Source organism: Pseudomonas sp. GM41(2012) (assembly GCF_000282315.2).
In the GTDB taxonomy this organism is placed as follows: Bacteria; Pseudomonadota; Gammaproteobacteria; order Pseudomonadales; family Pseudomonadaceae; genus Aquipseudomonas.
This window is the reverse complement of sequence record NZ_AKJN02000006.1, coordinates 1,103,890-1,127,022: the sequence shown is the minus strand read 5'-3', so window position 1 is coordinate 1,127,022 and position 23,133 is coordinate 1,103,890. Positions and strand designations below refer to the sequence as shown.

Sequence of the window (23,133 nt, the reverse complement as noted above, 5' to 3'; positions counted from 1 at the left end):
CTGTAGGAGCAAGGCTTGCCCGCGATGAGGCCATCACATCCAACCCAACCCTCAAGCCTGCGCCGGATCCGTCCATCGTCGAACCCACCAGCGCACCCGAGAAATCGGCTTGCCCTCGGCATCCAGCGGTCGCCCATCGCTGGCAAAACCCTGTTCCGGCTCCACCAACTGCCCATTGAGATAACGCGCATCGACCGCGGTTTTACCGTTGGGATGAAAACGCTGATAACGCCCATCGCGTACACCGTCGCGGTAGCACTCGGCCTCGGCCAGTTGCCCGTCGGGGAAGTAATTACTTGCCTCCCCATGCAGCAAGCCCCGGCGGTAGTTGGCCTTGCGTTGCAGCCAACCCTGGGGCGCATAAAAACTGGCGACCCCCTGCAGTTTGTCACGCACATAGGGCAATTGCGCCGACACCTTGCCGTTGGGGTGATACAGCAAACTCGTGCCCTGCAATTCACCCTGGCTGTAATTCAGATCCGCCTGGGGCCGACCGGCTTCCTTGATATGCAGCGGCCCTTCCAGTTGGTCATCGATCAGGCGGCCGTCCATGTGACTGTCACCACGGTCCAGATCCACTTTGCTGGATGACATCGTCGTAACCCTCCTCAGTTGACCTTCACCAAGCCGCCCTTGATCGTCAGCATGCCGCCACCGTCCACAGTCTGCTCGGCACCGCCCTTGTTCATCAGGCTGACCCCCGCGTCGTTGGTCAGCGTGGTGCCGGCCTTGTTGGTCAGTGTGGTCCCGGCCGTATTGCTCAATGACGTTCCAGCCTTTTGACTGACCGACGTGCTGGCCTCGGCCGCCAGATCCGCACCGCTCTTGATTGAAAAACTGCCGCCACTTTGCAACGTGAGGGTGCCGGTCACCTTGATCGTCAGATTGCCGTCCACGGTCAGGCTGTAATCACCGGTGACCTTGTGTTCGTAATTGCCGCCGGTGCTGTGAGTCTGGTCGGCACCGACCGTGACCGTGCGACTGTCCTTCACATCCAGATTGTCGCTCCCCGTCTGGATGGTCACGCTGCGTTTGCCTTTCTCCAGGGTCACGGTCTCGTCACCTTCTTTCACCGTGCGCGTGCGGGCGTTCTGTACGGTCAGGGTTTCGTCGTGGCCGACGGTGGCGGTGGTGTCGTTGAGTACGTTGATCTTGAAATCCTTCTGTGCCTGGAGAAAAACCTCTTCGGCGTCCTTCTTGTCCTCGAAGCGCAACTCGTTGAATCCACCGCCACCCTTGGACGATTGGGTCTTGATCCCGGACTGGGTCTGGTTCGCCGGCAACGCATAGGGCAGGGCGTTGTCACCGTTGTAGACGCAACCGGTCACCAGCGGTCGATCCGGATCGCCATCGATAAAGGTCACGATCACTTCCTGGCCGATGCGCGGGACGAACTGCATGCCGAAACCCTTGCCGCTCCAGGGCAGCGCCACCCGGACCCAGCAGGAACTGGTTTCATCGTTCTTGCCATCGCGGTCCCAAGGGAACTGCAACTTTATGCGGCCGTATTCGTCGGTCCAGATTTCTTCACCGGACTTGCCGACGACGATAGCGGTTTGCGTATGCATCCGTGGTTTGGGCGTGGTTCGCGTCGGGCGGAATGGTGTGGCCTTGGGGATCGCTTCAAAGCGATTGCGATAATTCTCGTGACTGGCTTCGTGGGTAACTGCCGTCACCACCCAATCGATGTTCAACGTCGCGTCGTCATGCCCAGCAAGGGTGAACCAGTGCCCCGGCACCAGCCAACGGCAGTCGCTTTCACCGACAAAACGCTTCTCCTGACTGCGCAACCCATCGACCCGCTGCTTGGTCAACGCATCGCCCCGGGCCTTGGCGTTGTAGCCGCCTGGATGCTCATACATCGAACGCGGTCCGGCCGCCGCTTCGGCCTGGCTGTAGAGCGATGTGGTCGGCGTGGTGAACTCGTAATCCGTCGCCCGATATACCCCGGCCACCGCTTGCACGCAGACCTGTCCAGAGCGGATGCCATGCAGCTCGCGTTCGCCCAACTGCTGGCCGAGATAACTCACCTTGGGGCCATTGGGGATCGGCACGAAAGCATCGTTGCTGTCCCCCAGCACCAGCGTGTGCTTGCCATCCTCGTGGGTGAAAAACCAGAAAATCCCTTCTTCTTCCAGCAACCGCGAAACGAACGCGAAATCGGTTTCGCCGTACTGCACACAGTATTCGCGCGGGGTGTAACTGCCGGTGAGGTTCAGCGTGAAATCGGTGAAACCGTGGGCCTTGAAAATCGTGGTGACGATGTCTGACGTCGCGAGGTTCTGAAACACACGGTTGTTGCTGGCCAACGTAAGCCACCAGAGCCATGGCCTTAAAACAAGCTGATAGCGTTCGGCGGTGGCGTCGGCGGGGAGTTGGCGGATTTCGGCGACCAGGGCGTCCATTGGACGGGTCAGGGCGTTGTTGTGCAGGGTGGTCGTGACGTGTGTGGCGACGGCCGTGGTCAGGGTGAGGGTGACACCGTCGTTGAGGCCGTTGAGCGTTTGTGTGCCCAGCGCGTTGAGGGTTTCTTCGCCGGACAATGACTCAGGGTAAAGCGCCGACAGCGAAGTGGCGGTGAGGGAGAGGCTGGTATTGCTGTCGGTGGTGCGGGGCATCGGGCAACCTCAGGTAACTTTCAGCTTTTCAAGTTTTTTATGGATAAACCAACTGGGTGTCAGCGCTATTTTATTGTTCTGCAAAACATGGAGTACATGTTGGTCAGTGACTTATCAGGAGGTTCGGAACCATCAAATAATTTGGCGTAGCCTTTGCCTATTGACTTTACGATATCTACTGCACTTTTTTTGCTGTTTGAATGACGTACCAGAAGCGCACAGAAAACAACGCCCGACAACTCGTTCAGTAACGTCATGTGAGCGTGTTTCCTATCTAGTGTTTTCTGCCAGCTTGACCATCCTACTTGCTCAGTTATTAATTGGTGTAGTTCGTTATGCAGTGGTTCGGTATTATGGGGCTCGGACTCTGAAAAATAACCTGATTGATTTTTCAGGACGGTCAGCAGGTAGTTCTCTGTGCAGCGACAAAGTAGGTAGGTAAGACTTACCTGGCTGCCATACTTGCCACCTTTTGTCATTAGGTAAGCGATGCCTGATTCCGCTATTTGGCAATTATCACAATTGATATGTCCACTACAGAAGACCTCCGCAACCGGGGAGGCAATGGTGACTGAAACAGCCACCTCTTCAGGTTTTTCCGGTTCTTTATGTTCTTCGGTACTGCTGGGTTCGGGGGGCATGTTGGCGTCCTGCAAGTTTGTTACTAGTAGGGTGTGATGTCGGTTTACTGTCATCTAAAGATCTTTAAGTACGATGGTGTTGTAGTTGGTTATAGTTCTGCCGTCCTTAAGATAATTACGTTTTATCCAGTCTTTTATGGCCTCGGCACGGTCTTCGCCACTTTCAAAATCGTAGAGGCCAGCATTACTATCAAAGAAACTCCCGTATCCACTTTCCCCGCCGTTTGTGCAAAACGCGACAACGTGCCCCCATACTTTTCCATCTGTTTTCCTTCCGTAGAAGCCAGCCAAGATTGCGACGTTTTCCAGGATGTCGGCTTTCCGGATATAGTCGGAAATAGGCTCTTTGTTTTGCTCGAGAACTTTGATGCTCGCTTTGCCTGACTTTTTTTCGTCACTCCCATAGGTGGTGAACTCCCGGCTCCATTTTTCTGCGAATGCGCGAGAGGCCAGATAGTCAGTTTCAATATACGCGAGCATTTCGTCATTGCTGCTGAAGTCGCCACCTAGGCGTTTTTCAATTTTTAGCGTGTCGTCACGATATTGTGAGTGTTTGGTGGCCGTCTTGTCGGCATTAGGATTAGAGTTAAAGTAACTTCCTACCAAGGTCACAGCTGCCCACTTGAAGGTCAGGCGGAAACAGACTCCCTGCGTTTCAAGCTTTGCTGTGATTCTATCGATTACACTCCTCTGCTGAAAACCGAGTTTGCATTTCATTCGTACGAGCCTTCTTTGTTGTTTAGGTGGAAGCAATCAATTGTAAATTTCAGGCAGGTTTTGATAAGTGCTTTGATTGCCTACAGTGACAGGCCAGACGGTACTTTGCTGAACGCGCACTTTTTCGGTTTTTCTTGCGAAAAGAACTTCGGCATACAGCTCAACTTTGAGTGTGGGAAACTCCTGCTTGAGCAGTTTCAAGTGTGAAATAACGTCGATGACCATCCACTTCTGACAGCTTGGGCAAACTTGTTGGTCTACCCATATCTTTATTTGTAGAGGTTGGTTAGGGAACTGTTTTATGGATGTTCGAATGAACGTTCGAATCGCATTTGGCCAGGCCGCTTTCCATGCCAAGCGTTCGGCGTGTTGATTCAGTTCAACGATGCCCTCTGCTCCGGAAGCACTCGCACTCCCGTGCGGACCACTCCAGCCGCTTCCTCTATTACCGCCTTGTTGGTCGCGCCATTTGGTGTAAATTTCAGCGTTTGCCATTTCGAGGCTCCATTCGTTACGTCGGTTTACCTTTCCCTAACTAAGGGACAAGCTGCATCCTGACTTCATTCCAACACCCACTCCGCCAACTTCCCCGTCACCTGGGTCATCAACACATTCTCAACATCCCTTGCCCCAGCCGCACTGCACTTGGCCAACACCGCCTGCACAATCCCGGCATCAAACTCAAACTGTTTTCCCGTCGCCGCCTTATATCGGCCACGCAATTTCTCCAGCTTCGCCAACACAATCCCTTCCAGTGTCGATTCATCCAGCGGCCGGTAGGCAACCACCGTCATGCGCGCCAGAAACGCCGGACGAAATGCTTGCAGCAAAACCTTGTGCAGCGCTTCGTTGAAGGCATCTGTACCGAGTTGCGCCACCGGCGTATCAAGCAACAACTCAGCCCCAACGTTACTGGTGGCGAGCATCACGGTGTTTTTGAAATCCACCACCAACCCGGTTCCGTCTTCCATGACGCCTTTGTCGAAGACGTTGTAGAAGGCTTCGAGTACATCCGGGTGGGCCTTTTCGATTTCGTCGAGCAACACCACCGAATAGGGTTTGCGCCGCACCGCTTCGGTGAGTACTCCACCGCTGCCATAACCGACGTAGCCGGGTGGGGCGCCTTTGAGTTGGCTGACGGTGTGGGCTTCCTGGTACTCGGAAAGGTTGATGCTGATCAGGTTGCGTTCGCCGCCATACAACGCATCGGCCAAGGCGTAAGCGGTTTCGGTTTTGCCGACGCCGGTGGGGCCGACCAGCAGGAACACGCCGACCGGTTTCTGCGGGTCGGTGAGGCCGGCGCGGTAGGCTTGCAAGCGCTGGGCGATGGTGCCCAGGGCGATGCTTTGGCCCATCACCCGTTGGCCCATACGCTGGCCGAGGGTGCGCACGGCGTGAGCTTCGTCGGCGAGCATTTTGCCCACCGGGATGCCGGTCCAGCCGGCGATCACGGCGGCGACGGTTTTGGTGTCGACCTGTTCCGGCACCAGTGGGTCGTCCTGGCGAATCGCGTCGAGGCCGGCTTCCAGCCGCACCAGTTCGGCGGCCAGGTGATCGATGCGGCTGTCGGTGCCCTCGTCCGGTTTGTCGCTGTCGGCGCGTTCGCTCAAGGAGAGCAACTCGCGGCGGGTTTCCAGCAGTTCGCGCACGGCGACCCGTTCTTCATTCCAGCGCACTTCCAGTTCGCGAATGGCCTGCACATTGGCGACGGATTCGGTTTCCAGCAGGGTGATGCGTTCACGGTGATCGAGCCCGGTGGCCTGTTCGCGACGCAGGCGTTCGACTTCATCCTTGAGGCTGTTCTGGCGATGACGCAGGCTTTCCAGCGGCGGCGGCACGTCGTGCTGGCCGAGGGCAACCCGGGCGCACGCGGTGTCGAGCACGCTGATGGCCTTGTCCGGCAACTGGCGTCCGGAAATGTAGCGATGGGACAGTTTCACCGCTTCATGAATCGCGGCGTCCAGCACTTGCACACCGTGATGCTGTTCCAGTTTGGCGGCAACGCCACGGAGCATTTCCACGGCGGTGATTTCATCCGGTTCCTCGACTTGCACCAGCTGAAAACGCCGGGCGAGGGCCGGGTCTTTCTCGAAGTATTTTTTGTACTCCAGCCACGTGGTAGCGGCCAGGGTGCGCAACTCGCCGCGGGCCAGGGCCGGTTTCAGCAGGTTGGCGGCATCGCTGCCACCTTCCGCGCCACCGGCGCCGATCAGGGTGTGGGCTTCGTCGATGAACAAAATGATCGGTTTTTCCGCGTTGCGTACCGCGTCGATCACGCCTTTTAGGCGCTGCTCGAACTCGCCTTTGACCCCGGCACCGGCCTGTAACAAACCGAGGTCGAGCACCCGCAGGCTGACTTCCTGCAACGACGGCGGCACATCCCCGGCGGCGATGCGCAGGGCCAGGCCTTCGACCACGGCGGTCTTGCCCACGCCAGGCGCGCCCACGAGGATCGGATTGTTCTGCCGGCGGCGCAGCAGAATGTCGATGCACTGACGGATTTCGCCGTCGCGCCCGACGATGGGATCGATGCGCCCGGCGTGGGCGTCGGCGGTCAAATCCTGGGTGTACTGGTCCAGCACTGAATCCTGTTTTGGCGCTGAATGGCCAGCCACGACAGGACGCGTGCCGCCGACGTGCTCGCGAGAGCTTTCGGTCCATTCTAGCAGGTTGCTGCGCAACGCCTCCCGGGGAATCTTCAACAGCGATGAAGCACTGTTGAGCAGCAGGCTGCGACGTTCATCGCGGTCGATCAACGCGAGTAGCAACAAGCCCGAGCGAATGCTGTCCAGCCCCAGTACGCTGGCCTGGACCACCGCATCTTCCAGCAGCCCGGTGGTGTGGGTCGACAGTGCGGGCGTGCGGGTGCTGCCGGATTTGAACAACTCCAGGGCCTTGTTGATTTCGGCGGTCAGGGCATCGCGTTCGAGGCCAAAGCGCGGCAACAGATAGGCAAAGTCACCGCCCTCGATGTCCAGCAACTCCAGCAGCAAATGCTCGATTTCGACATAGTGATGACCCCGTTGCAGACAGCGTTGCGCTGCCCGTTCCAAGGCGCGGCGGTTGTCCGGGTTGAGGCGTCCGATCAGGCTGGCCAGTTCCATGTTCAGGTAATCTCCAGCTGACGAAGACGGGTTTCGATGCGTTGCACGGCGAGGCTGGTCTGACGTTGCAAACCGCCGTTCCAGCTGAGCAGCGGCGGCGCCTCGCGACCGAGTTTCATCGGCCCTGCGCCGCGCACCAGCAACACCAGAGTGCAATCCAGATCCGGGCCGAAATACAGCGCGCTGAGGCTGGCCAGCGCCGGGTGCGATTCGCCATCCGGTAAAAACCGCGCAGCCTGGGCCGAGGTCAACGGGCCAAGGGTCAGGCGATAGCCGGCATGCTCATCCCAGACCCGCGTGCCGGCCACGGCGGTGCGGCCCAGTTGTAGGTTGCGCCCGCCCGGGATCATGCGGCTGCGGCTGGCGGGCGGGATCTCGCGCCAAGCGCCTTCGTAGGCGCTGAGTTCCACCGGCAGTTCGAAGTGCTCGCGCACGATGGCAGCGAAACCCGCGAGGGAGCGGCGCCCGTCGGCGAACAGCGCGCTACACGCCAGCACGGCAGAGTCGGGCACGGCTTGGCGTTCTTGCAAGGATTTGGGCAACAACCCGGTCAGCGCCCTCAACTGAGCCTGAACCGCCGAGGCGCCGGGGACGGTGAACCCCACGGCAATCCGGTGTTTGCGCATCACCTTGTACAACAGGCTCAGCAAGCGATGCTGGAACAGGTCGAGGAACTCGGCCGGTGCATGATCCTTGGCTCGAGCCCGTTGTTGCAGCCATTCCTGATAGGCGTAGGGCAGGGGACCGTCAGGGCCACCGAGGCCGAACACCGGTGTGCTGAGGATCGGATGCTCGCCGGGTTGCTGGGTCAGGCTTTCGATTTCGCTGGCGGCAAACAACGGCGTCAACGGCCCGCGCAGGCGAATGGCTTCCGCCTGGGGTGAGGTGCCGCTACCGAGGGATTCGGCTTGCGGATGTTCACGCTCCAGCAGCAAGAGCGCCTGCAACAGTTCAAACGCTTGCGGATCGCGTCGTAGTTTTTCACTCAGGTTTAGAGGGAGAGCGGCATGCCGGCTTGGGGTTGCCATGTTTTCACCTCCTTGTCTGACTGAACCAGGACCGTGCGCACGAAGCGATTGGCCGTGGCATACAGTGAAAAGAATTGCGCCAGCACGCCCGAAAACAACACCGCGCTGCTGCCGACAAAATGCTGCGAATCAAGTTGCAAACTCACTTCCAACCCATTGCGCCAACCGCGCCAGGCGTCTTCGCCGACATGGCCGATCACTCGCTCGCAGCCAAGGCTCAGCAAACCCTCGATCTGCCGCAAGGCGCTGGCCTCGTCACGCAGGTTGTGCAGCTGGAGAATTTCCTTGAGCGCATCCAGCGCCTGCGGTCCTTCGACCAGCGACAAATGATTGAGGGTCAGTTGCGACACCAGCCGCCAGCGCGATTCACCCTCCAGCCGCGGCAAACTTTGCGGACTCGGCGGGTTGCGCAGGCGTGCCCAGGCCACCGGCCCTGGGCGCTCAAAACCCAACGGCGTACCTGCCGCAAGGCTCTGGGCCAAGTGTCGATTGGTGCACAGCAACTCGGCGGTGAGGCTGTATTCGACGGCCTCGGAAAGAGGGTCGAGCCGGGTGTCCACCAGACTCATCAACACGTCGGTGCCCAGTCGATTCGGGGTCATGCCGCTGACCCGTCGTGCATGCCAGTAGCACTGTTTATCGCCGCCACCATGCTGGCTGCCGTAATAGGCCGGCACCCGTTGCACGCCTTGGCGGGTGGTGGCGCGCACCGCGCGGATGCTATGGATCTCGACGCTGTTTTCCCGGTGACTGTCGGCCACCAGGCGGTACTCGCTGCGTGTGCCGTCCGGACGCAGGGGCTCGGAGGTGCGCGGGAACAGGTTGATCACTGGCGCGCAACCGAGGGCGATGTCGCTGGCCTGAAGGTGCATGCGACTGGTCGGCGGGCGGTTGAAGACGATGTACAGAAACAGTGTTTGGCTGTCGCTGCTGGCGCCGGCCAGTGGCAGGTCAAAGAAGTTGAATTTGTCCGGGAAGGCAAAGTACTCGGCGAGCAGGCGCATGCCGGGATGCACACCGTCCTCGTCCGGCAGCAGGACTTCGTCACTGGCAAACCCGACGATCTCAGGCAGCCCTGCCAACACCGACGGCACGCTGCCCGGCGGCCCGGCCAACACCTTCACGGTGTGGGCGCCGAGCAGGTCATACAGGCAGGCATTAATCACCGGGGACGCGGCCAGATGGATGCGCAGATGCTGGATGCTCAGCTCCGACCATTGGCTTTCACCCAGGCAATTCAGACTCAGGCGCAACGCCGAACGGGCCTGGGGCACACCGGTCAGTGCTTGGGCTTCGTCGCTGCCAAGCAGCAACGCTTCGTTGATTTCCACCGGCCACAATCGAACGGCTGCACTGGTGCGAAAGTGGATGCTTTCGCCCTTGCTGGTGGTGACAAATAACGGTGTGTCCCGTGGCAAGGGATAGCCGCCAGCCAGATTGCCTTTGCTCGGGTCCGGTTCGAACTGCACGATCGCGCAGGACGGCAGCGGGCGCATGGCCAAGGGATAAAGTTGTTCCAGCAAGGCATCGCTGAATTCGGCGTAGTCGTCATCGAGCCGTCGTTGCAGGCGCGCCGCCAGCAGCGCAAAACCTTCCAGCAGCCGTTCGACATGCGGGTCGGGGCATTCGCCGGGTGACAGTTCCAGGCGCCGGGCGACCTTGGGATAACGCTCGGCGAAAATGCTGCCGGCGTGGCGCAGCCAGGTCAGTTCGCGCTGGTAGTAGTCGAGCAGTTGCGGGTCAATCGAGTCGCTCATGACGCACCTCAAGGCCATCGCTGGCCCTCTCGATGACAAATGCCACCGGCCAGTGCTGCTGGCCACTGCGCAACTCACCGACCAGGCGAATGCACAGTTGCTGCGGATGACCGGGGACCGGATCGACCTGAACCTCGCCCAGGCGCAGGCGCGGTTCGAAATGGTTGATGGCCTCGCGCACTTCCCGCGCCAACTGACGGCGGTCATCGCTGCGCTGCTGTTGCAATGCAGTCCAGTCAGCGATGCCGTAGTCGAGAATGCTCGGTGGGGAGGTCTGCGGGCGTCGGCCGCGCCGGGTGTTGAACAAGCGCAGCAACTCCGTGCGGACCGAATCGAGCAACCCCTGGCGGTCGAACACCTGCACAGTGTCGACCTCGCTTGAGGCGAGTCGCTCGAACAACGGTGGGAGCATGCCGGTGCCTGCCATGGCCGACGCGTCCGCTTACTTGACGAGCTTGTTGGCAGCCATGTCCCAGGTCGAGGCGGCCGTACCTTCCTTGGTACCGTCGTCTTTCTGGGCAGTGAGTTCCCATTTGATCTTGGTGAAGTTCAGGGAAATGGTTTCCACCGGTTTGCCGCCCGTCCCGCCGCTGACACTGACGTTCGACAGCACGACATTAGTCAGGGTGTAAATGATGAACGGCATCAGCTGACCACTGCCTTCGGCGGCGTTGCGGCCGATGGTGATCTTGGCTTCCGGGATCGGTTTGCCGGCGCAGCAATACTCGTTGAGGGATGGGGTGGAGCTGTCGACGAATTTGGTCAGGGTGAACTCGCCGATGTGTGGCTTGCCGGAGGTCCGTTCCGAGTTGCTGACGTCGTTGGTTACCTGCATGGCCACGTTGTGGCTGTAGGACATGACTTCGATTTTGTCCGCGTAGCCCTCGAGCAGACTGTCGCCTTTGATGTCGCCGCCGAGGTCGAGAATGATTGCATCCATCGCATGAAACTCCTGAAGATTATCGCGCTAGATAAACGGAGAACTCCCGCCGGGTTGGCCGGCGGGAGAGAGGCAGGTCAGGCAGCTACCGGTGGCGGCAGGGTGGCGACCAGGCGGATCGACGCAGTCAGCTCTTCGAGCTGGAAGTGCGGCCGCAGGAACACGGTGGCCTTGTAGGCGCCCGGTTTTCCGGCTACCTCGGTCACATCTACCCGGGCTTCACGCAACGGGTACTGCGCCTTGATCTCTTGCGGCGCGTTGTCGTTGATCAGCACGTAGTCGGCGATCCAGTTGTTGAGGTAGGTCTGCACGTTGTCGCGGGTCATGAAGCTGCCGACCTTGTCGCGCATGATCACCTTCAAGTAGTGCGCGAAACGCGAGGCGGCGAGCACGTAGGGCAACATCGCCGAAATCCGTGCGTTGGCGTTGGCCTCGTTGGTGTTGTAAAGCTTGGACTTGTTGGTGGTCTGGCCACCGAAGAACACCGCCACGTCGCTGTTTTTCTTGTGGCACAGGGCGATGAAGCCGAGGTCGTTGAGCTCTTTTTCCCGGCGGTCGGTGATCGCCACTTCGGTCGGGCATTTGAGTGACAAGTCGCCTGAACTGGTGCGGAAGGTATGGGCCGGCAGGCCTTCGACCGCGCCACCGCCTTCGGCACCGCGAATTGCCGCGCACCAGCCGTACTTGGCGAAGGCCTCGGTGATGCGTTGCGACAAGGCCCAGGCGGCGTTACCCCACAGGTACTTGCCGTGGTCGCTGCCGTTGACGTCTTCGACGTAATTGATGCCTTCCACCGGCGAGGTTTCCGGGCCGTAAGGCAGGCGCAGCAGGAAATGCGGCAGCACCAGCGAGACGTAGCGCGAATCTTCGCTTTCGCGGAAGGAGCGCCATTTGATCAGCTCCTGACTCTCGAAGACTTTCGACAGATCGCGTGGCACGGCCAGCTCGGTGAAGCTGTTCATGTCGAACAACCTCGGGCTGGCGGCAGCAATGAACGGCGCATGGGCCGCAGCGGCGACGTTCGACAGTTTTTCCAGCAGGCCGATGTCCTGCGGGTGCCGGCCAAAGGTGTAATCACCCACCAGCAAGCTGAACGGGTGGCCACCGAAGGTGCCATATTCTTCTTCGTAGATTTTTTTGAACAGTGCGCTCTGGTCGAACTCGACGGCTTTTTCCAGATCGTTTTGCAGCTCTTTCTGAGTCACGTTGAGCAGGCGCAGCTTCAGCCGGGAACTGGTTTCGGTGTTCTGCACCAGCAAGTGCAGGCCACGCCAGGAGGCCTCGAGTTTTTGCAGGTCTGGATGGTGCAACACCTCGTTGAGCTGGGCGCTGATCAGCTCGTCGATCTGGCTGATACGGTCGTTGATCATCGCCACGGTGTCCTTGTCGATGGCCATGCCTTCGTCGAGAACCTGGGTGGCGAATTCCGCGAGCATGTCGCGGGCGTAATCCTGTTGGCTGTCGTCATGGGCCATGCGGCCTTCGGCGATGATGCGGTCCAGCAGGGACAGACTTTCCGTGGTGCTTTCACTGGTTTTGACGGCGGCTGAAGCGGGCATGGCGACATCTCCCTAAGTGAATGAGTGATCAGGCTTGCGGTTCTGCCGGGGCTTCGGTGTCGCCTGCGGGAGCAGCGGCAGCGGTTTCCGGACGCGCAGACTTGATCTCTTGCAGGCCCTCGGTATTGGCGATGACATCGCGCAACAGCTTGTCCAGGTCATCGTTGCCATCGAGCTTGGTCAGCAGGTCGCGCAGACGCTGGCGGGCTTCGAACAGGCGCCGCAACGGGGTCACTTGCTCGACCACCTTGACCGGGTCGAAGTCGTCGATGTGTTTGAAGTTGAGCTCGATGTTGAGCTTGCTGTCGTCGCCGCTGAGGGTGTTGGTGACCTGCAAGGTGGCGCGGGGCGCGATCGAGGCGAGCACTTCGTTGAAGTTGTCGCGGTCGATTTCGGTGAAGCGCCGTTCATTCAGTTTCGCGAGTGGCTCGAGGGGCTTGCCGGAAAGGTCGGCGAGAATGCCGACGACCAACGGCAGTTCTTTTTTCTCGATGGCGTTGCCGATTTCGACGTCGTAAGTGATTTGCACCCTGGGCGGGCGGACCCTGTCGAGCTTGTGCTGAGTACTTTCTGCCATGTTGGCTGACTCCGATGCATGAGCGGGCGCAATGCATCGGGAGGCCCGTTCATCGCTTTCCCTTGCTGGACCGTAGGTTAGAAAGGGTGGCAGATGGACCTGTCGTTCCTTTGACAAACCTTCCTCATTCGCCGTGTGGGCCGAACTACCCAAGAAGCTAGAACAGGTCTATAAAAAAGCAAGCGAAAACATTTTTGGACTGTCTCGAGAAAAGGAACATTCATTTTGCCTGCACGTTTTTTTGCTTTGGTCTTGTTCCTGATCCTCACCAGCTGTTCGTTATTCGGACCTCGTGTGGACCTCGACAACCTGACCCTCGACGTTGCTCCGAAGGCCAACGACGACACCCCGATTGCCGTGGATTTTATTGCGGTGAACGACAAGGATTTGCTCAAACAACTGTCGGGCATCACCGCGCGGCAGTGGTTTACCGAGCGTGAGCAGTATCAACGCGACTACCGGCAGCTGATGACGGTCTGGGGGCTTGAGCTGGTCCCCGGTCAATTCATCGATAAACAACCCTTCCCGCTGGGGGGCAAGCGGGCGGCTGGACTTTTGGTCTTCGCCAGCTATAACACTCCCGGAGCACACCGGTTGCGGCTGGATGACCAGAGCAATGTCTGGCTCAAGTTCGACAGTCGCGAGATGACGTTGGTTGGCGACAGCCCGAACTGAATACATCGCAAGAACGCCCATGTGCGCGGCGACACTTAGACGTCGAAAGGAATCGTATGAGCCTGTTACCTGACGCAGTTTGCTGGCACGAGGGCATGCAGTTGTTGCCCCAGCATTTTCAGTTACAAGGGCTACGGGCCGAGGCGCTGGTGGCGCATTTTGCCCAGGCGTGTAATCCATGGTTCTGGGGCGTGAGTCGGGTCGAAATCGACCCCGGCGCACTCAGTGCCGGGCTGGTGCGGTTGCTCCATCTGCAAGCGACAATGCCCGACGGTTTGCCAGTCAATCTGCAAGCCGGTGTGGGGCCGACACTGGAGCTCGACGTCAGCGAAACCATCAACGCCACCGACGACGCCACGGTGACGGTTTTTCTGGCGGTCAGCCCGTTGTGGCGTGCCGGGCAGTTGCTGCCGCTCAAGGGCCGACTGCAATCAGTGGTCGGCGATGCGTTGCCGGATTTAACCAGCGGCGAGTCCCCCGAATCGATCACCGTGTGGCGTCCGAATCCGCGGTTGTGCACGCAGTTGAACAAGGCCGACTCCATCTGCCTGCCGCTGCTGAAAATCCGCAAGGAAGGCGGCGGCTTTATCCCGTTGCCTTACACACCACCCACCCCCAGCCTGTTGCCGGAGTCCGTCATCGGCCGTCGGGTGGCCGGTTTGTGTGCCCGGGCGCGGGAGAAATGCATGTTCCTCGCCGGGCGTTTGCGTCAGGCGCAGCAGGCCGGCAATCAGGACGACGCGATGGAAATTCGTCGCCAGTTGACCGCACTCTGGGCCCGGCTGCCGGAAGTCGAAGGCGCGTTGAGCAGCCGTCAAGCCAACCCGCAAACCCTGTATGGCCTGTTGCTCGGGCTGGCTGGCGCCTGGTCTGCATTGGACCCGTTGGCCGGTGTGCCGCCGTTTGCACCGCTGGATTTTCTGGAGCTGCAACGCGGCTATGAAGCGGTCCTCGACTGGCTGGAGAAAACCCTCGAATTGATTCGCGCCGGCTATCGCAGCCTGCCGTTTTCGCGCAGTGAACAGAGCTTCTCGATTCAACTGCCCGACGATCAGCCAAGCCAGCGCCTGGTCATCGGTTTGCGCATGCCCAACGGTGTGGGCGAGCACGCCGCCAGCGAATGGCTGAGCGGCGCGATCATCGCGTCGCAGCCGCACATCCCGTTGCTCAGCCGCCAGCGCATGAGCGGTTTGTCCCATCAGGCCATGAGCCGTAACGAGCAAGTGGCCTACAGCGTCGGCGACGATACGCGGTTGTTTGTGGTGACGGCCGAAGGCCAATGGTTCGACGGGCAGTTGCCGTTGCTGATTGCCGCGCCGGCTTCAAAACCGGCGAGCAGCCCATGGCAAGTGGTGTTGTTTGTGACCCAGGCGAGCGAAAGTGCTTGATCAAGGAAGGGGCGTCATATGTCTGAGGGAAATGCCGGGACGGGTACACGGAGCCTCCACGAAGCACCGCTGAGCAGTGCCTTTCGCGAGGCCTGGCTGCAATGGTCCGAGGAATGGAACCAGTTACCCAAGGACAATGACGACGAGGCGCTGGTGGAGGCCGTGGTCGAACTGTCTACGCAAATTTCCCAGCGGCTGTGGCGAACGGCGTTCGCTCGGGTCGGCGACGCCGCGACCGAACAGGTCAAGGCGCTGGTCTATGCCTTTGTCGCGCTGATCGATGAAACCCTGTTGTTTACCCCGTGGCCGGGCCAGTCCGCCTGGCAGGAAAAACCCCTGGAGTCGAGGATGTACGCCAGCCGTCAGGCCGGTGAGAGGCTGCCGTTGGCCATCAAGACGTTGCTGGACGAGCAGATTCCCACCACCCGCGACCTCGCCAATGTCTATTTGCAGTGCCTGGTATTAGGGTTTGAGGGGCGGCTGCGGGGCGAGCAGAGTCAGGCTCAACATGAAAAATTACGCTTGGCGCTGTTCACCTTTGCCTGGCAGCACGAAGCGGATTATGTCGATGTCAGCGCCAGGCTCGCGCAACCTTCGGCCGTGCCGCCGGTGCAGTTGCCCGTGCGTCAGTCGTTGCCCGATGGCTTTCGCCTGGGCCTGGGGATTCTCGCCATGATCCTGTTGCTGACCGGACTCGGCCAGTTGTTCTGGCGGGATATTCGCCAGGAACTCGAACCGGTTTTGCAGATGACCGATTCGGTTGCCACCTCGGAGCAAGACTCATGAGCACCCTGGAGATTATCGGCCTGGTCATCGCCGTGTTATTGGTGCTGAGCATTATCGGGGTGGCGGTCTGGTGGTTGCGCACCCAGAGCGGAGCGGCGATCCGCAGTTTTTATGCTTCGGTGCGGCACATGGAGCAGGAGCAGGGCGCTCAGGACCGTTACCAGATTCCATGGTTGCTGATGCTCGGCAACGAAACCCAGGGCACGCAGTTGTGCAGTCAGTGGCACCTGCAACCGACGGACAAACCGGCCTGGTTCGGGCGCTGGTGGTCGGACTCCGAAGGCGCGGTATTGGTGGTGCCACAGGCGCTGTTTCTGCCGGATGAAGGCATGAACCTGCAACGGGGCGGCTGGTGGCGCTTGTTGGGGTTGATCTTGCGCTTGCGTAGCAGACGGCCACTGGACGGGGTGATCTGGACCGTGCCGGTCAGTCGCCTGGGCAATACCGAACAGGCCGCGACCCTGGGCCTGGCAGCTCGCCGACGGTTCATCGATCTATTGCAACGGTTCGGCCTGAGCCTGCCGGTGTACGTGGTCATTACCGGCATGGAAGAGCTGCCGGGTTTTCAAGAGTTGATCACAGCACTGCCGGTCGAAACCCGCGAGCAGGTGTTGGGCTGGTCCTCGCCCCATGGCCCCGATGCGACCTGGCAAGCGCAATGGAGTGATCAGGCACTGGACCAGGTTAACCGCGCCTTATCGGAGTCAATCATCGAAATCGGTGCCTTGTCCGGCCATTTGAGTGGCGAGCTATTTGGTTTGCCGGAACGTCTTGAAGCCTTGAGGCGCAACCTGCAAACCTTGCTGGAACCGGTTTTTCAGGGCAATGCCCAAGGTGAGGCGCCGCGTTTTCGAGGGGTTTATTTCACCGCCAACCAGCCTGCGCAGGACGCTTTCAACGGATTTTCGGCCTACGACACCGGGTTGCAGCAAAGTGCGTTTGCCCGGCAGTTGTGGCAACGGCGTGTGGTCGCCGAACGGGGGGTGGCCCAGGCTGTGCCCCGGCTGTTGCACCTGCGTCAGCGTTGGCAGCGATTGACCGGTGTGGTGGCGCTGGTGGTCGGTGTGGTCTGGGCCGTGAGCATGCTGTGGGTCTGGCAGGACTCGGTCAAGGAGGCTCATGAACTGTCGCGCCTGCTGCAAGGCGCGCAGAAGAATTACGTGGCGGTTACGGATGAGTCTCATCGACTGGAGTCGACCCGGCGCAACGTCCAGGGTTTCTGGCGAGTTCTGGAGAAGTCCCCGCAGTGGAGTTTTACTCGCGTGGTGTTTCCCACCTCATGGTTCTCGTCCCTGGACATGCAACTGGAGAATCAACTGCGCTTGACCGCTCAGAGCCATTTGTTGCAGCCGTTGCACAGCCTGCTGAACGCGGAACTGGTGCAACTCAAGGCCATCCGCAATACGGAGCGACGTGGCAACGTCGAAAGCGAAGACCCGGCCCAATGGCAGAACTATGCCAAGGCCAAAGATCTGGTGGCGCGCGCGGTACGTCTTGAGCAACAGAATCAATGGTTCAATCAGGCGCTGAACAACCCCAAGGCTCCGCTTGAAGACCTGGCATTGTTGAGCAACAACGCGTTGTCCCTGAACCTCAATGTCGGCACGTTGCGCCATGCCGGTTTTTACAACCGGGTGTTGCTCGATACCGATAGCGGCGACTTCAAACCGCTGGACCTGACCATGGAGCGCTCGACGATAGAGGAAAACTTTTCCGGGCTCATGGAACGCTGGCTTGACCAGTATTTTCTCGCGGATAACTTCGTACGCCAGGCCGGTTATCTCAAGTTGCACCTGGAGCGGCTGGAGGCCGGCAGTGGCAATTCCCTGACTGAGCTTGAGGACCTGCGGGCGCTGATCGACGACCTGCAAGCGCTGATCGGCCTGACCAACTCGGCGTGGAGCCGCGGCAAAGGCCAGGATCTGGTACCTGGCTATCGCGAGATGATGGACAAGGTGCGACAGAGCACCTTGCTCGGTCCGCAGGTCGAACAACAACTGGATCAGCAAGCGTCGAAGTTGCAGCAGAGTTTTCGCGATCAGTGGATCGCTCAGGCAGGGGCCAGAGGCAACTTGCTGGTGCAACAAGGTAGCGGGCAACTGACGTTACAAGAACATGTCAGCCAGTTGAACAACGCGGTGCAGGCCCTGTTCAAACGCGACTTCGTGGCCATTGCCTTGCGTGCGGATCAGTCGGATGCCAGCGACATGCAGGGCCAGAATGTCGATGGCGATGACCTCAACGGCGCGCTGAACTATTTCGCCAGTTACAAGAGTTACGCCGCCGAAGAGTTGCCGCGTATCCCGCCGGATTATCGCGGTGCATTGTTGCAAGCCGCCGAAGGCGCGGCGGCCAAGGCCATGTGGTTGAGCCTCAAGGAGCACAATGACCAGTCTCCTGCCTACGGGGTGTTCAATGTACAGGCGCCTCAGGCGGTGGCCTTGCAGAAAGCCTTTGTCGAGTTACGCCGCAGCGACCTGGCGACGCGTTTGCAAAGCGCCTTGAACCGACGCGCACTGAACCAGGTGGTCGACGGCCTGGGTGAAATCGTCGCCCAGCCGCTCTTCAGCGAACGCACTGAAATCAGCCAGTGGGACGGCTCTAAAAACCTCGGTCTGCAACTGTATGGCGCCAGCGACGTGCAGGATTTGAAGCTGAGTCTCAAGCAGCAATTCAATACCATGCTGGGCATCACCGAACGGCGCACCTCGGCGCTGGAGTGGTTGAAAACCCAGCAGCAGAATCTCTCGGCGCTGGATTACGAGCGGGTGACACAATTCAGCGCACTCAACGATGAACTGCTCAAGTACAAGGACCAGAACCCCGCCAGTTCGCCCGCCCAGATCGAGCAGTTGGTGAGCCGCGACTTCATCGAAATGGATGCCACGTCCTGCGGCCAGGTCCTGCAAACCGCCAGCCTGTCCGGCGGGCGCGGGACGTTGGCCATGCGCGCCCTGGAACTGCAGCAAAGCGCCATGCAACGTTGTCAGTTTCTGCAGCAGCGGCAGGCATCGGTGGCGTGGAACGACCTGGCCAACTATTTCAACCAGTACCTGGCTGAGCGTTTTCCGTTTGCCAATGGTATTCAGGCTTCCGACGCGGACCCTGCGCGGGTTCAGCATTTCCTCGAACTGATCGACAAGCGTTTGCCCGTGGCCCAGGCCGGATTGCAGCTCAGTCAGACGCCGGAGCGCCTGGCCGCTGAGGATTTTCTCAACCGTTTGAAGCAGGCCAGTACCTGGCTGAGCCCGCTGTTTGTGCGGGACAAGAGCGGCATCCTCGGCGTTGAAATGGACGTGCGCTGGCGCACCGATCGAGAGGAGGAGCGCGGTGCCGATCAAGTGATTGCCTGGGGGCTGGATGCCGGGAATCAACAGATCAGCTACCCCGGCGAGGCCCAGCCGAACCTGCGCTGGATGGTCGGTCAACCCGTCCGGCTGACCTTGCGTTGGGCCAGAAACGGCTACCAGCGCCCGGCCAACGATCCGTTGCAGCCAAGCCTGGTCGTGCGCGATCTTGAAGCCGGTTGGGAGTACAGCGGTCCGTGGTCATTGCTGCGATTGATCCGTTCGCACCAGTCGGTGCAGCGCCAGCCGAATATGGATTACACCGATTTTCCGCTGACGTTGCGCTTGCCGGTAACGGCGCAGACCGCCACTGCTGAGCAGACCCTGATGTTTGTTCGCCTGTCGCTGATGACACAGGGCTCGAAGCTGCCGTTATCCATTCAGCCGCTGCCCACCCGAGCGCCGCGTTCGCCGTTCATGGTGACAGGGGCGACCGCGAATCTGGTGAACAATGAGGAGGGACTGTGAGCCTGCCTTCAAAACCGTTACCGGAACTGATTGTCCGGTTGCTTGAGCCGATCAGCGAGGAGGCACCTTGCGGTCAGGATTTGCGCTATGAACGTGAATTCGACCAGGCGCGTGAACTGCGCCGGGAGGACGACACGAGCCTGCCGACGGGCGTCTGGCAGTCGTCGATCAAACGGGCGCAATGGCCGGAACTGGAAAAACTGACCACGACCTTGCTGCTGGAACGCAGCAAGGACCTGATGCTCAGCGCCTGGCTCGGTGAGGCCTGGTTGCATCAGGACGGGCTGGAAGGGTTACCGGGCAGTCTCGCGCTGGTTGCCGGGTTATGCGAACGCTATCCCGAGCATCTTCATCCTCAGGCTGAGGACGGTGATCAGTCATGGCGGGTAATACCGCTTGAATGGCTGTCCCGGCGCTACAGTGAAGTGCTACTGACCCGAGTGCCGTTGCTCGATCCGCGTAACAGCGAATTCGATGGCTTGTGTCTGGATGCCTGGCGGCGTTTGCAGTTGCAACAGGTGCTGGTCAATGACAGCAAGGCGGCGAAAGCCTCGGCGGAAACTGCGCGCAGTGAACAGAAAAAACTGACCGAACAGATTCGTGCAACGCCCCTGTCATTCTGGTTGCGCAGCCAGGGCTGTCTGCTGATGAGCCTGCAACATCTGCAACGGCTGGAAGGCTGGAGCGATGCCTATCTCGGCACTCAGGCCCCGGGCTTCAAAGCCTTGCAGGACGTGATCGAGGCGCTATTGACGCTGGTCCAGGAGTTCATTGCCATGCACCCACGACAGTCAACCGAGGTACCTGTCGGGGCGCCACCCGTGGCGGTGTCCGGACCAGTCGATTTGCCGCAAGCGACATCGGCGCCTCAGGTGTTTCGCGAGCCGGCGAGTCGCGACGAGGCGTATCGACAATTGCTATTGATTGCCGAGTACCTGGCGCGCACCGAACCCCACAGCCCTGTCCCGTACTTGATCAAGCGCGGGGTGGAGTGGGGCAACAAACCTCTAAGCGAACTGTTGGGCGAACTGATCTCGGCTGATGCCGAATCCCGGCGCCTGTGGACGCTGTTGGGCGTCCTTTGATCAGCGAAATGGCACGGCCATGATCGGTGCGGGCAAGGCAATGGGCGTCAACACCTGCTGACCGGAAAAGAACGCCACCAGGTTTTTCCCGGCCAGTTCAACAGTCCCTTGCGTTGCCTCCGGGGACAGCCCCGCGACATGGGGCGTCAGGATCACGTTGGTCAACGCCTTGAGTGCATCCGGCACATGAGGTTCGGCGTCGAACACATCCAGTGCGGCGCCGGCAATGCGTCGCTGCTCAAGCGAGCTGATCAGGTCGGCGGTGACGATCACGCTGGCTCGGGCGATATTGACGATGAACCCCTGTGGGCCCAAGGCGTCGAGAACCTGTCGGTTGATCAGGTGTTTGGTACCCAGGCCACCGGGGGTGGCGACGACCAAAAAGTCTGATTCGCGTGCCAGTTCGGTGGGCGTTGAGCGGAAACTGTACGGCACATCGCTGCGATGCTGGCGGTTGTGGTAACTGACCGTCATGTCGAAGCCGTGGGCGGCGCGTTTGGCGATGGCCATGCCGACCGCACCGAGCCCCAGGACACCCAGGTGTTTGCCGGCCAGGGAAGGGCGCATGATTTTCGGCCACTCACCCCGGCGCACAGCGGCGTCGCAACGGGGAATATCACGCACCAGCGACAGCAGCATCGCCATGGCATGGTCGGCGACTGAAGAGGCATTGACGCCGGCGCCATTGGTGACCGTAATGCCCCGGTTGGCGGCGGCTTGCAGGTCGACGTGTTCGTAGCCGGCGCCGATCACGCAGATGATCTTGAGATTGGGCAGGGCGGCGATTTCGTCGGCGTACAGGCCCAATGGGCCGCGGGTCAGCACCGCATCGATCTGGGCGCCATGGTGTGTGATGGCGGCGGCGCGCTCGGCTGGCGTAGGCGCCAGAATCAGGTGAAAACCCTGATGTTCGAGAATCGGCAGGTACTCATTGATGGTTTCAACCAGTACCAGAACGGTTGCGGGCATGCTGGGCTCCTGTGGATATCGGAAAGTCGGGGCTCGAAAGTTCCTTCAAAACGTTGCTTCAAATGGCTGATTCCGCAACGGTTTGGCATTTACCAACGATAGCAGGCTTATGGCCTTCGACCTCAGTGTAGGAGCGTTCTGTAGCGCTTACATTTCCACGGTGTTCAACACCTTTGCAAAGGCACCGTTCAGCGTTGCGTTATGGTGCTCGATGATCGACCGGGCCGGCAGCGCCGGTGTGTCCATGCAGGTATGCGCGTCGGCCACGAGTATCGGTTTGAACCCAAGTTCGGCTGCCGCCCGGCAAGTGCTATCGATGCAATATTGGGTTTTCATGCCGGCGATGAACACCTCATTGATCCCGCTAACCCGCAGTTGCTCCGCCAGCGCGGTGCCGTAAAAGGCATTGGGTCGGGTTTTGTCGAACAGGATATCGGTGCCGGCATCCAGATCCAGTGCGGGCAATAGCTGCCAGAAGGGGCTACCGGCTTCGATGGGCGAACCTTGAGGGCCGGTATGGCGCACCGCGAAGATCGGCACGTTGCGCTCCCTGGCCTGACGAATGAGTTGCTGGATGTTCGCCAGTACCCGTTCACCGTCGTAGGGTTTTTCCGGGCCGTGGTACAGACCGACCTGCATATCGATGATCAACAGTGCTGATGACATGGGTGTTTCTCCTTGGGTGTCGTACGAAAAGTGCCGAACGGACGGGAGAAACGACAAGGCCCCGGTCCATTGCTGGCGGGGCCTTGGGTTCACTGCGCTGTGTTTATCCCAGCCAGCCACCGCACGACCCGCCGGAAGCGGTCGTGGTGGTGCGGGTGAGGTTCAGCGCAGGAATATTCATGAGGCCGATCATGCCGTCGGCGTCGCGGGTGTGTCAACGGCCGTGTTCGAGGTGAGAAACGTCCGGGCTGCGTCGAGAATTTCATCGGACAAGGCGTCACCCCGGGTGGCGCGGGCCAAGGTCAGGGCGCCGACCATCAGCGAATAGTCCACCAACGCTTTTTGCCGATTGGTGTCGGGCTGATCCGCGCCCATCAGCGGTGCCAGCATCTGCAACAATGCCTCCAGCCCTTGGGTGTAGGTCTGGTGCAAACCGCTTTCAGCGGTTTCATGGCACATGTCGCCGGCAAACGCGGTCACCGGGCAGCTTTCGCCCGGATTATCGCGATTGGCCGCGGACAGGTAGGGCGCGATGATGCGCTCGCGAGCCGAGAGACTGTCGTCGTTATCCTCTATTTTCTGCTTCCAGCGTTCCATCGATTGGGTGAATGCCCGGCTGCACGCTTCTTTTGCCAGCGCTTCCCGGGATTCGAAATGACCATAGAACCCGCCATGGGTGAGTCCGGCCGCGGCCATCACATCGACGACACTGATCCCGTGCAGGCCGCGTTCGCGAAACAGACGCGTGGCGGCCTCGATGATGATCTCGCGGTTGAGTTCGGCTTGTTTGCGGGAGACTCGGGGCATT

The 23,133-nt window shown here is 60.0% G+C and carries 20 protein-coding genes; 5 read left to right on the top strand and 15 right to left on the bottom strand.

The features are described 5' to 3' along the window. Positions 1-51 precede the first annotated feature (51 nt). From PMI27_RS20830 to tssB, 12 genes are all read right to left on the bottom strand, one after another. A complete protein-coding gene (locus PMI27_RS20830) occupies positions 52-594 on the bottom strand; it encodes a toxin-antitoxin system YwqK family antitoxin (RefSeq protein WP_008149810.1) in 543 nt (180 codons plus the stop codon). 14 nt (positions 595-608) lie between these two features. After that, positions 609-2,618 carry a type VI secretion system Vgr family protein gene (tssI, locus tag PMI27_RS20835; RefSeq protein ID WP_008149813.1) on the bottom strand — a complete coding sequence of 670 codons (2,010 nt, stop codon included), beginning with the start codon at positions 2,616-2,618 and terminating at the stop codon, positions 609-611. A 65-nt stretch (positions 2,619-2,683) separates the two neighbouring features. Next, positions 2,684-3,259, bottom strand: coding sequence for a hypothetical protein (locus PMI27_RS31185; protein ID WP_008149816.1), 576 nt, complete (start codon positions 3,257-3,259; stop codon positions 2,684-2,686). A 54-nt stretch (positions 3,260-3,313) separates the two neighbouring features. Beyond that, the gene (locus PMI27_RS20840; RefSeq protein WP_008149819.1) at positions 3,314-3,976 is read right to left on the bottom strand and encodes a hypothetical protein; all 663 of its coding nucleotides are present in this window, start codon (positions 3,974-3,976) and stop codon (positions 3,314-3,316) included. 36 nt (positions 3,977-4,012) lie between these two features. Then, positions 4,013-4,471 carry a hypothetical protein gene (locus PMI27_RS30025; protein ID WP_008149821.1) on the bottom strand — a complete coding sequence of 153 codons (459 nt, stop codon included), beginning with the start codon at positions 4,469-4,471 and terminating at the stop codon, positions 4,013-4,015. 65 nt (positions 4,472-4,536) lie between these two features. Further along, on the bottom strand, positions 4,537-7,080 hold the full coding sequence (gene tssH / locus PMI27_RS20845) for a type VI secretion system ATPase TssH (RefSeq protein WP_008149823.1): 2,544 nt from the start codon (positions 7,078-7,080) through the stop codon (positions 4,537-4,539). A gap of 2 nt (positions 7,081-7,082) precedes the next feature. Next, a complete protein-coding gene (gene tssG, locus PMI27_RS20850) occupies positions 7,083-8,108 on the bottom strand; it encodes a type VI secretion system baseplate subunit TssG (protein ID WP_008149825.1) in 1,026 nt (341 codons plus the stop codon). Then, positions 8,072-9,865: a type VI secretion system baseplate subunit TssF gene (gene tssF / locus PMI27_RS20855; protein WP_008149827.1), complete on the bottom strand. Its 1,794-nt coding sequence runs from the start codon at positions 9,863-9,865 to the stop codon at positions 8,072-8,074. The genes tssG and tssF overlap by 37 nt, the downstream gene beginning before the upstream one ends. Further along, positions 9,849-10,292, bottom strand: a complete 444-nt coding sequence (tssE, locus tag PMI27_RS20860) for a type VI secretion system baseplate subunit TssE (protein ID WP_008149829.1) — start codon at positions 10,290-10,292, stop codon at positions 9,849-9,851. Before tssE ends, tssF begins: the two co-directional genes overlap by 17 nt. A 15-nt stretch (positions 10,293-10,307) precedes the next feature. Beyond that, positions 10,308-10,805 (bottom strand): Hcp family type VI secretion system effector, encoded by a 498-nt coding sequence (locus tag PMI27_RS20865; RefSeq protein WP_008149831.1) that lies wholly within the window; start codon positions 10,803-10,805, stop codon positions 10,308-10,310. Between the two features lie 77 nt (positions 10,806-10,882). Then, entirely contained in the window at positions 10,883-12,364 is a 1,482-nt protein-coding gene (tssC, locus tag PMI27_RS20870) for a type VI secretion system contractile sheath large subunit (protein ID WP_008149834.1), read from the bottom strand. Positions 12,365-12,392: 28 nt separating this feature from the next. Beyond that, complete coding sequence (gene tssB, locus PMI27_RS20875) at positions 12,393-12,941, bottom strand: type VI secretion system contractile sheath small subunit (protein ID WP_008149836.1); 549 nt, start codon at positions 12,939-12,941, stop codon at positions 12,393-12,395. A 225-nt stretch (positions 12,942-13,166) separates the two neighbouring features. On the opposite strand from tssB, the gene PMI27_RS20880 reads away from it, so the two are divergent. From PMI27_RS20880 to tssA, 5 genes are read left to right on the top strand one after another with little or no spacing between them, the layout of a single operon-like run. Then, a complete protein-coding gene (locus tag PMI27_RS20880) occupies positions 13,167-13,616 on the top strand; it encodes a hypothetical protein (protein ID WP_008149839.1) in 450 nt (149 codons plus the stop codon). Between the two features lie 56 nt (positions 13,617-13,672). Continuing rightward, a complete protein-coding gene (gene tssK, locus PMI27_RS20885; RefSeq protein WP_008149841.1) occupies positions 13,673-15,004 on the top strand; it encodes a type VI secretion system baseplate subunit TssK in 1,332 nt (443 codons plus the stop codon). Between the two features lie 18 nt (positions 15,005-15,022). Then, entirely contained in the window at positions 15,023-15,790 is a 768-nt protein-coding gene (locus tag PMI27_RS20890) for a DotU family type IV/VI secretion system protein (RefSeq protein WP_008149843.1), read from the top strand. Then, positions 15,787-19,605, top strand: coding sequence for a type VI secretion system protein (locus PMI27_RS20895; RefSeq protein WP_008149845.1), 3,819 nt, complete (start codon positions 15,787-15,789; stop codon positions 19,603-19,605). Before PMI27_RS20890 ends, PMI27_RS20895 begins: the two co-directional genes overlap by 4 nt. After that, positions 19,602-20,690 (top strand): type VI secretion system protein TssA, encoded by a 1,089-nt coding sequence (gene tssA / locus PMI27_RS20900; protein ID WP_008149847.1) that lies wholly within the window; start codon positions 19,602-19,604, stop codon positions 20,688-20,690. Before PMI27_RS20895 ends, tssA begins: the two co-directional genes overlap by 4 nt. On the opposite strand, the gene PMI27_RS20905 is transcribed toward tssA, so the two are convergent. From PMI27_RS20905 to PMI27_RS20915, 3 genes are all read right to left on the bottom strand, one after another. Then, positions 20,691-21,659, bottom strand: a complete 969-nt coding sequence (locus PMI27_RS20905) for a 2-hydroxyacid dehydrogenase (protein WP_008149849.1) — start codon at positions 21,657-21,659, stop codon at positions 20,691-20,693. It lies immediately after the preceding gene. A gap of 147 nt (positions 21,660-21,806) precedes the next feature. Beyond that, a complete protein-coding gene (locus PMI27_RS20910; protein WP_008149851.1) occupies positions 21,807-22,325 on the bottom strand; it encodes a cysteine hydrolase family protein in 519 nt (172 codons plus the stop codon). A 189-nt stretch (positions 22,326-22,514) separates the two neighbouring features. Further along, the gene (locus tag PMI27_RS20915; protein ID WP_008149856.1) at positions 22,515-23,132 is read right to left on the bottom strand and encodes a TetR/AcrR family transcriptional regulator; all 618 of its coding nucleotides are present in this window, start codon (positions 23,130-23,132) and stop codon (positions 22,515-22,517) included. Position 23,133: the final 1 nt, after the last annotated feature.

What these genes read in the sequence shown, in the direction of transcription:
- tssC (WP_008149834.1), bottom strand. Translation starts at nt 12,364, where the DNA reads ATGCCCGCTTCAGCCGCCGTCAAAACCAGTGAAAGCACCACGGAAAGT.
- tssB (WP_008149836.1), bottom strand. Translation starts at nt 12,941, where the DNA reads ATGGCAGAAAGTACTCAGCACAAGCTCGACAGGGTCCGCCCGCCCAGG.
- tssI (WP_008149813.1), bottom strand. Translation starts at nt 2,618, where the DNA reads ATGCCCCGCACCACCGACAGCAATACCAGCCTCTCCCTCACCGCCACT.
- PMI27_RS20865 (WP_008149831.1), bottom strand. Translation starts at nt 10,805, where the DNA reads ATGGATGCAATCATTCTCGACCTCGGCGGCGACATCAAAGGCGACAGT.
- PMI27_RS30025 (WP_008149821.1), bottom strand. Translation starts at nt 4,471, where the DNA reads ATGGCAAACGCTGAAATTTACACCAAATGGCGCGACCAACAAGGCGGT.
- PMI27_RS20895 (WP_008149845.1), top strand. Translation starts at nt 15,787, where the DNA reads ATGAGCACCCTGGAGATTATCGGCCTGGTCATCGCCGTGTTATTGGTG.
- PMI27_RS20830 (WP_008149810.1), bottom strand. Translation starts at nt 594, where the DNA reads ATGTCATCCAGCAAAGTGGATCTGGACCGTGGTGACAGTCACATGGAC.
- PMI27_RS31185 (WP_008149816.1), bottom strand. Translation starts at nt 3,259, where the DNA reads ATGCCCCCCGAACCCAGCAGTACCGAAGAACATAAAGAACCGGAAAAA.
- tssF (WP_008149827.1), bottom strand. Translation starts at nt 9,865, where the DNA reads ATGAGCGACTCGATTGACCCGCAACTGCTCGACTACTACCAGCGCGAA.
- tssG (WP_008149825.1), bottom strand. Translation starts at nt 8,108, where the DNA reads ATGGCAACCCCAAGCCGGCATGCCGCTCTCCCTCTAAACCTGAGTGAA.
- PMI27_RS20905 (WP_008149849.1), bottom strand. Translation starts at nt 21,659, where the DNA reads ATGCCCGCAACCGTTCTGGTACTGGTTGAAACCATCAATGAGTACCTG.
- tssK (WP_008149841.1), top strand. Translation starts at nt 13,673, where the DNA reads ATGAGCCTGTTACCTGACGCAGTTTGCTGGCACGAGGGCATGCAGTTG.
- PMI27_RS20915 (WP_008149856.1), bottom strand. Translation starts at nt 23,132, where the DNA reads ATGCCCCGAGTCTCCCGCAAACAAGCCGAACTCAACCGCGAGATCATC.
- PMI27_RS20840 (WP_008149819.1), bottom strand. Translation starts at nt 3,976, where the DNA reads ATGAAATGCAAACTCGGTTTTCAGCAGAGGAGTGTAATCGATAGAATC.
- tssH (WP_008149823.1), bottom strand. Translation starts at nt 7,080, where the DNA reads ATGGAACTGGCCAGCCTGATCGGACGCCTCAACCCGGACAACCGCCGC.
- PMI27_RS20910 (WP_008149851.1), bottom strand. Translation starts at nt 22,325, where the DNA reads ATGTCATCAGCACTGTTGATCATCGATATGCAGGTCGGTCTGTACCAC.
- tssE (WP_008149829.1), bottom strand. Translation starts at nt 10,292, where the DNA reads ATGGCAGGCACCGGCATGCTCCCACCGTTGTTCGAGCGACTCGCCTCA.
- PMI27_RS20890 (WP_008149843.1), top strand. Translation starts at nt 15,023, where the DNA reads ATGTCTGAGGGAAATGCCGGGACGGGTACACGGAGCCTCCACGAAGCA.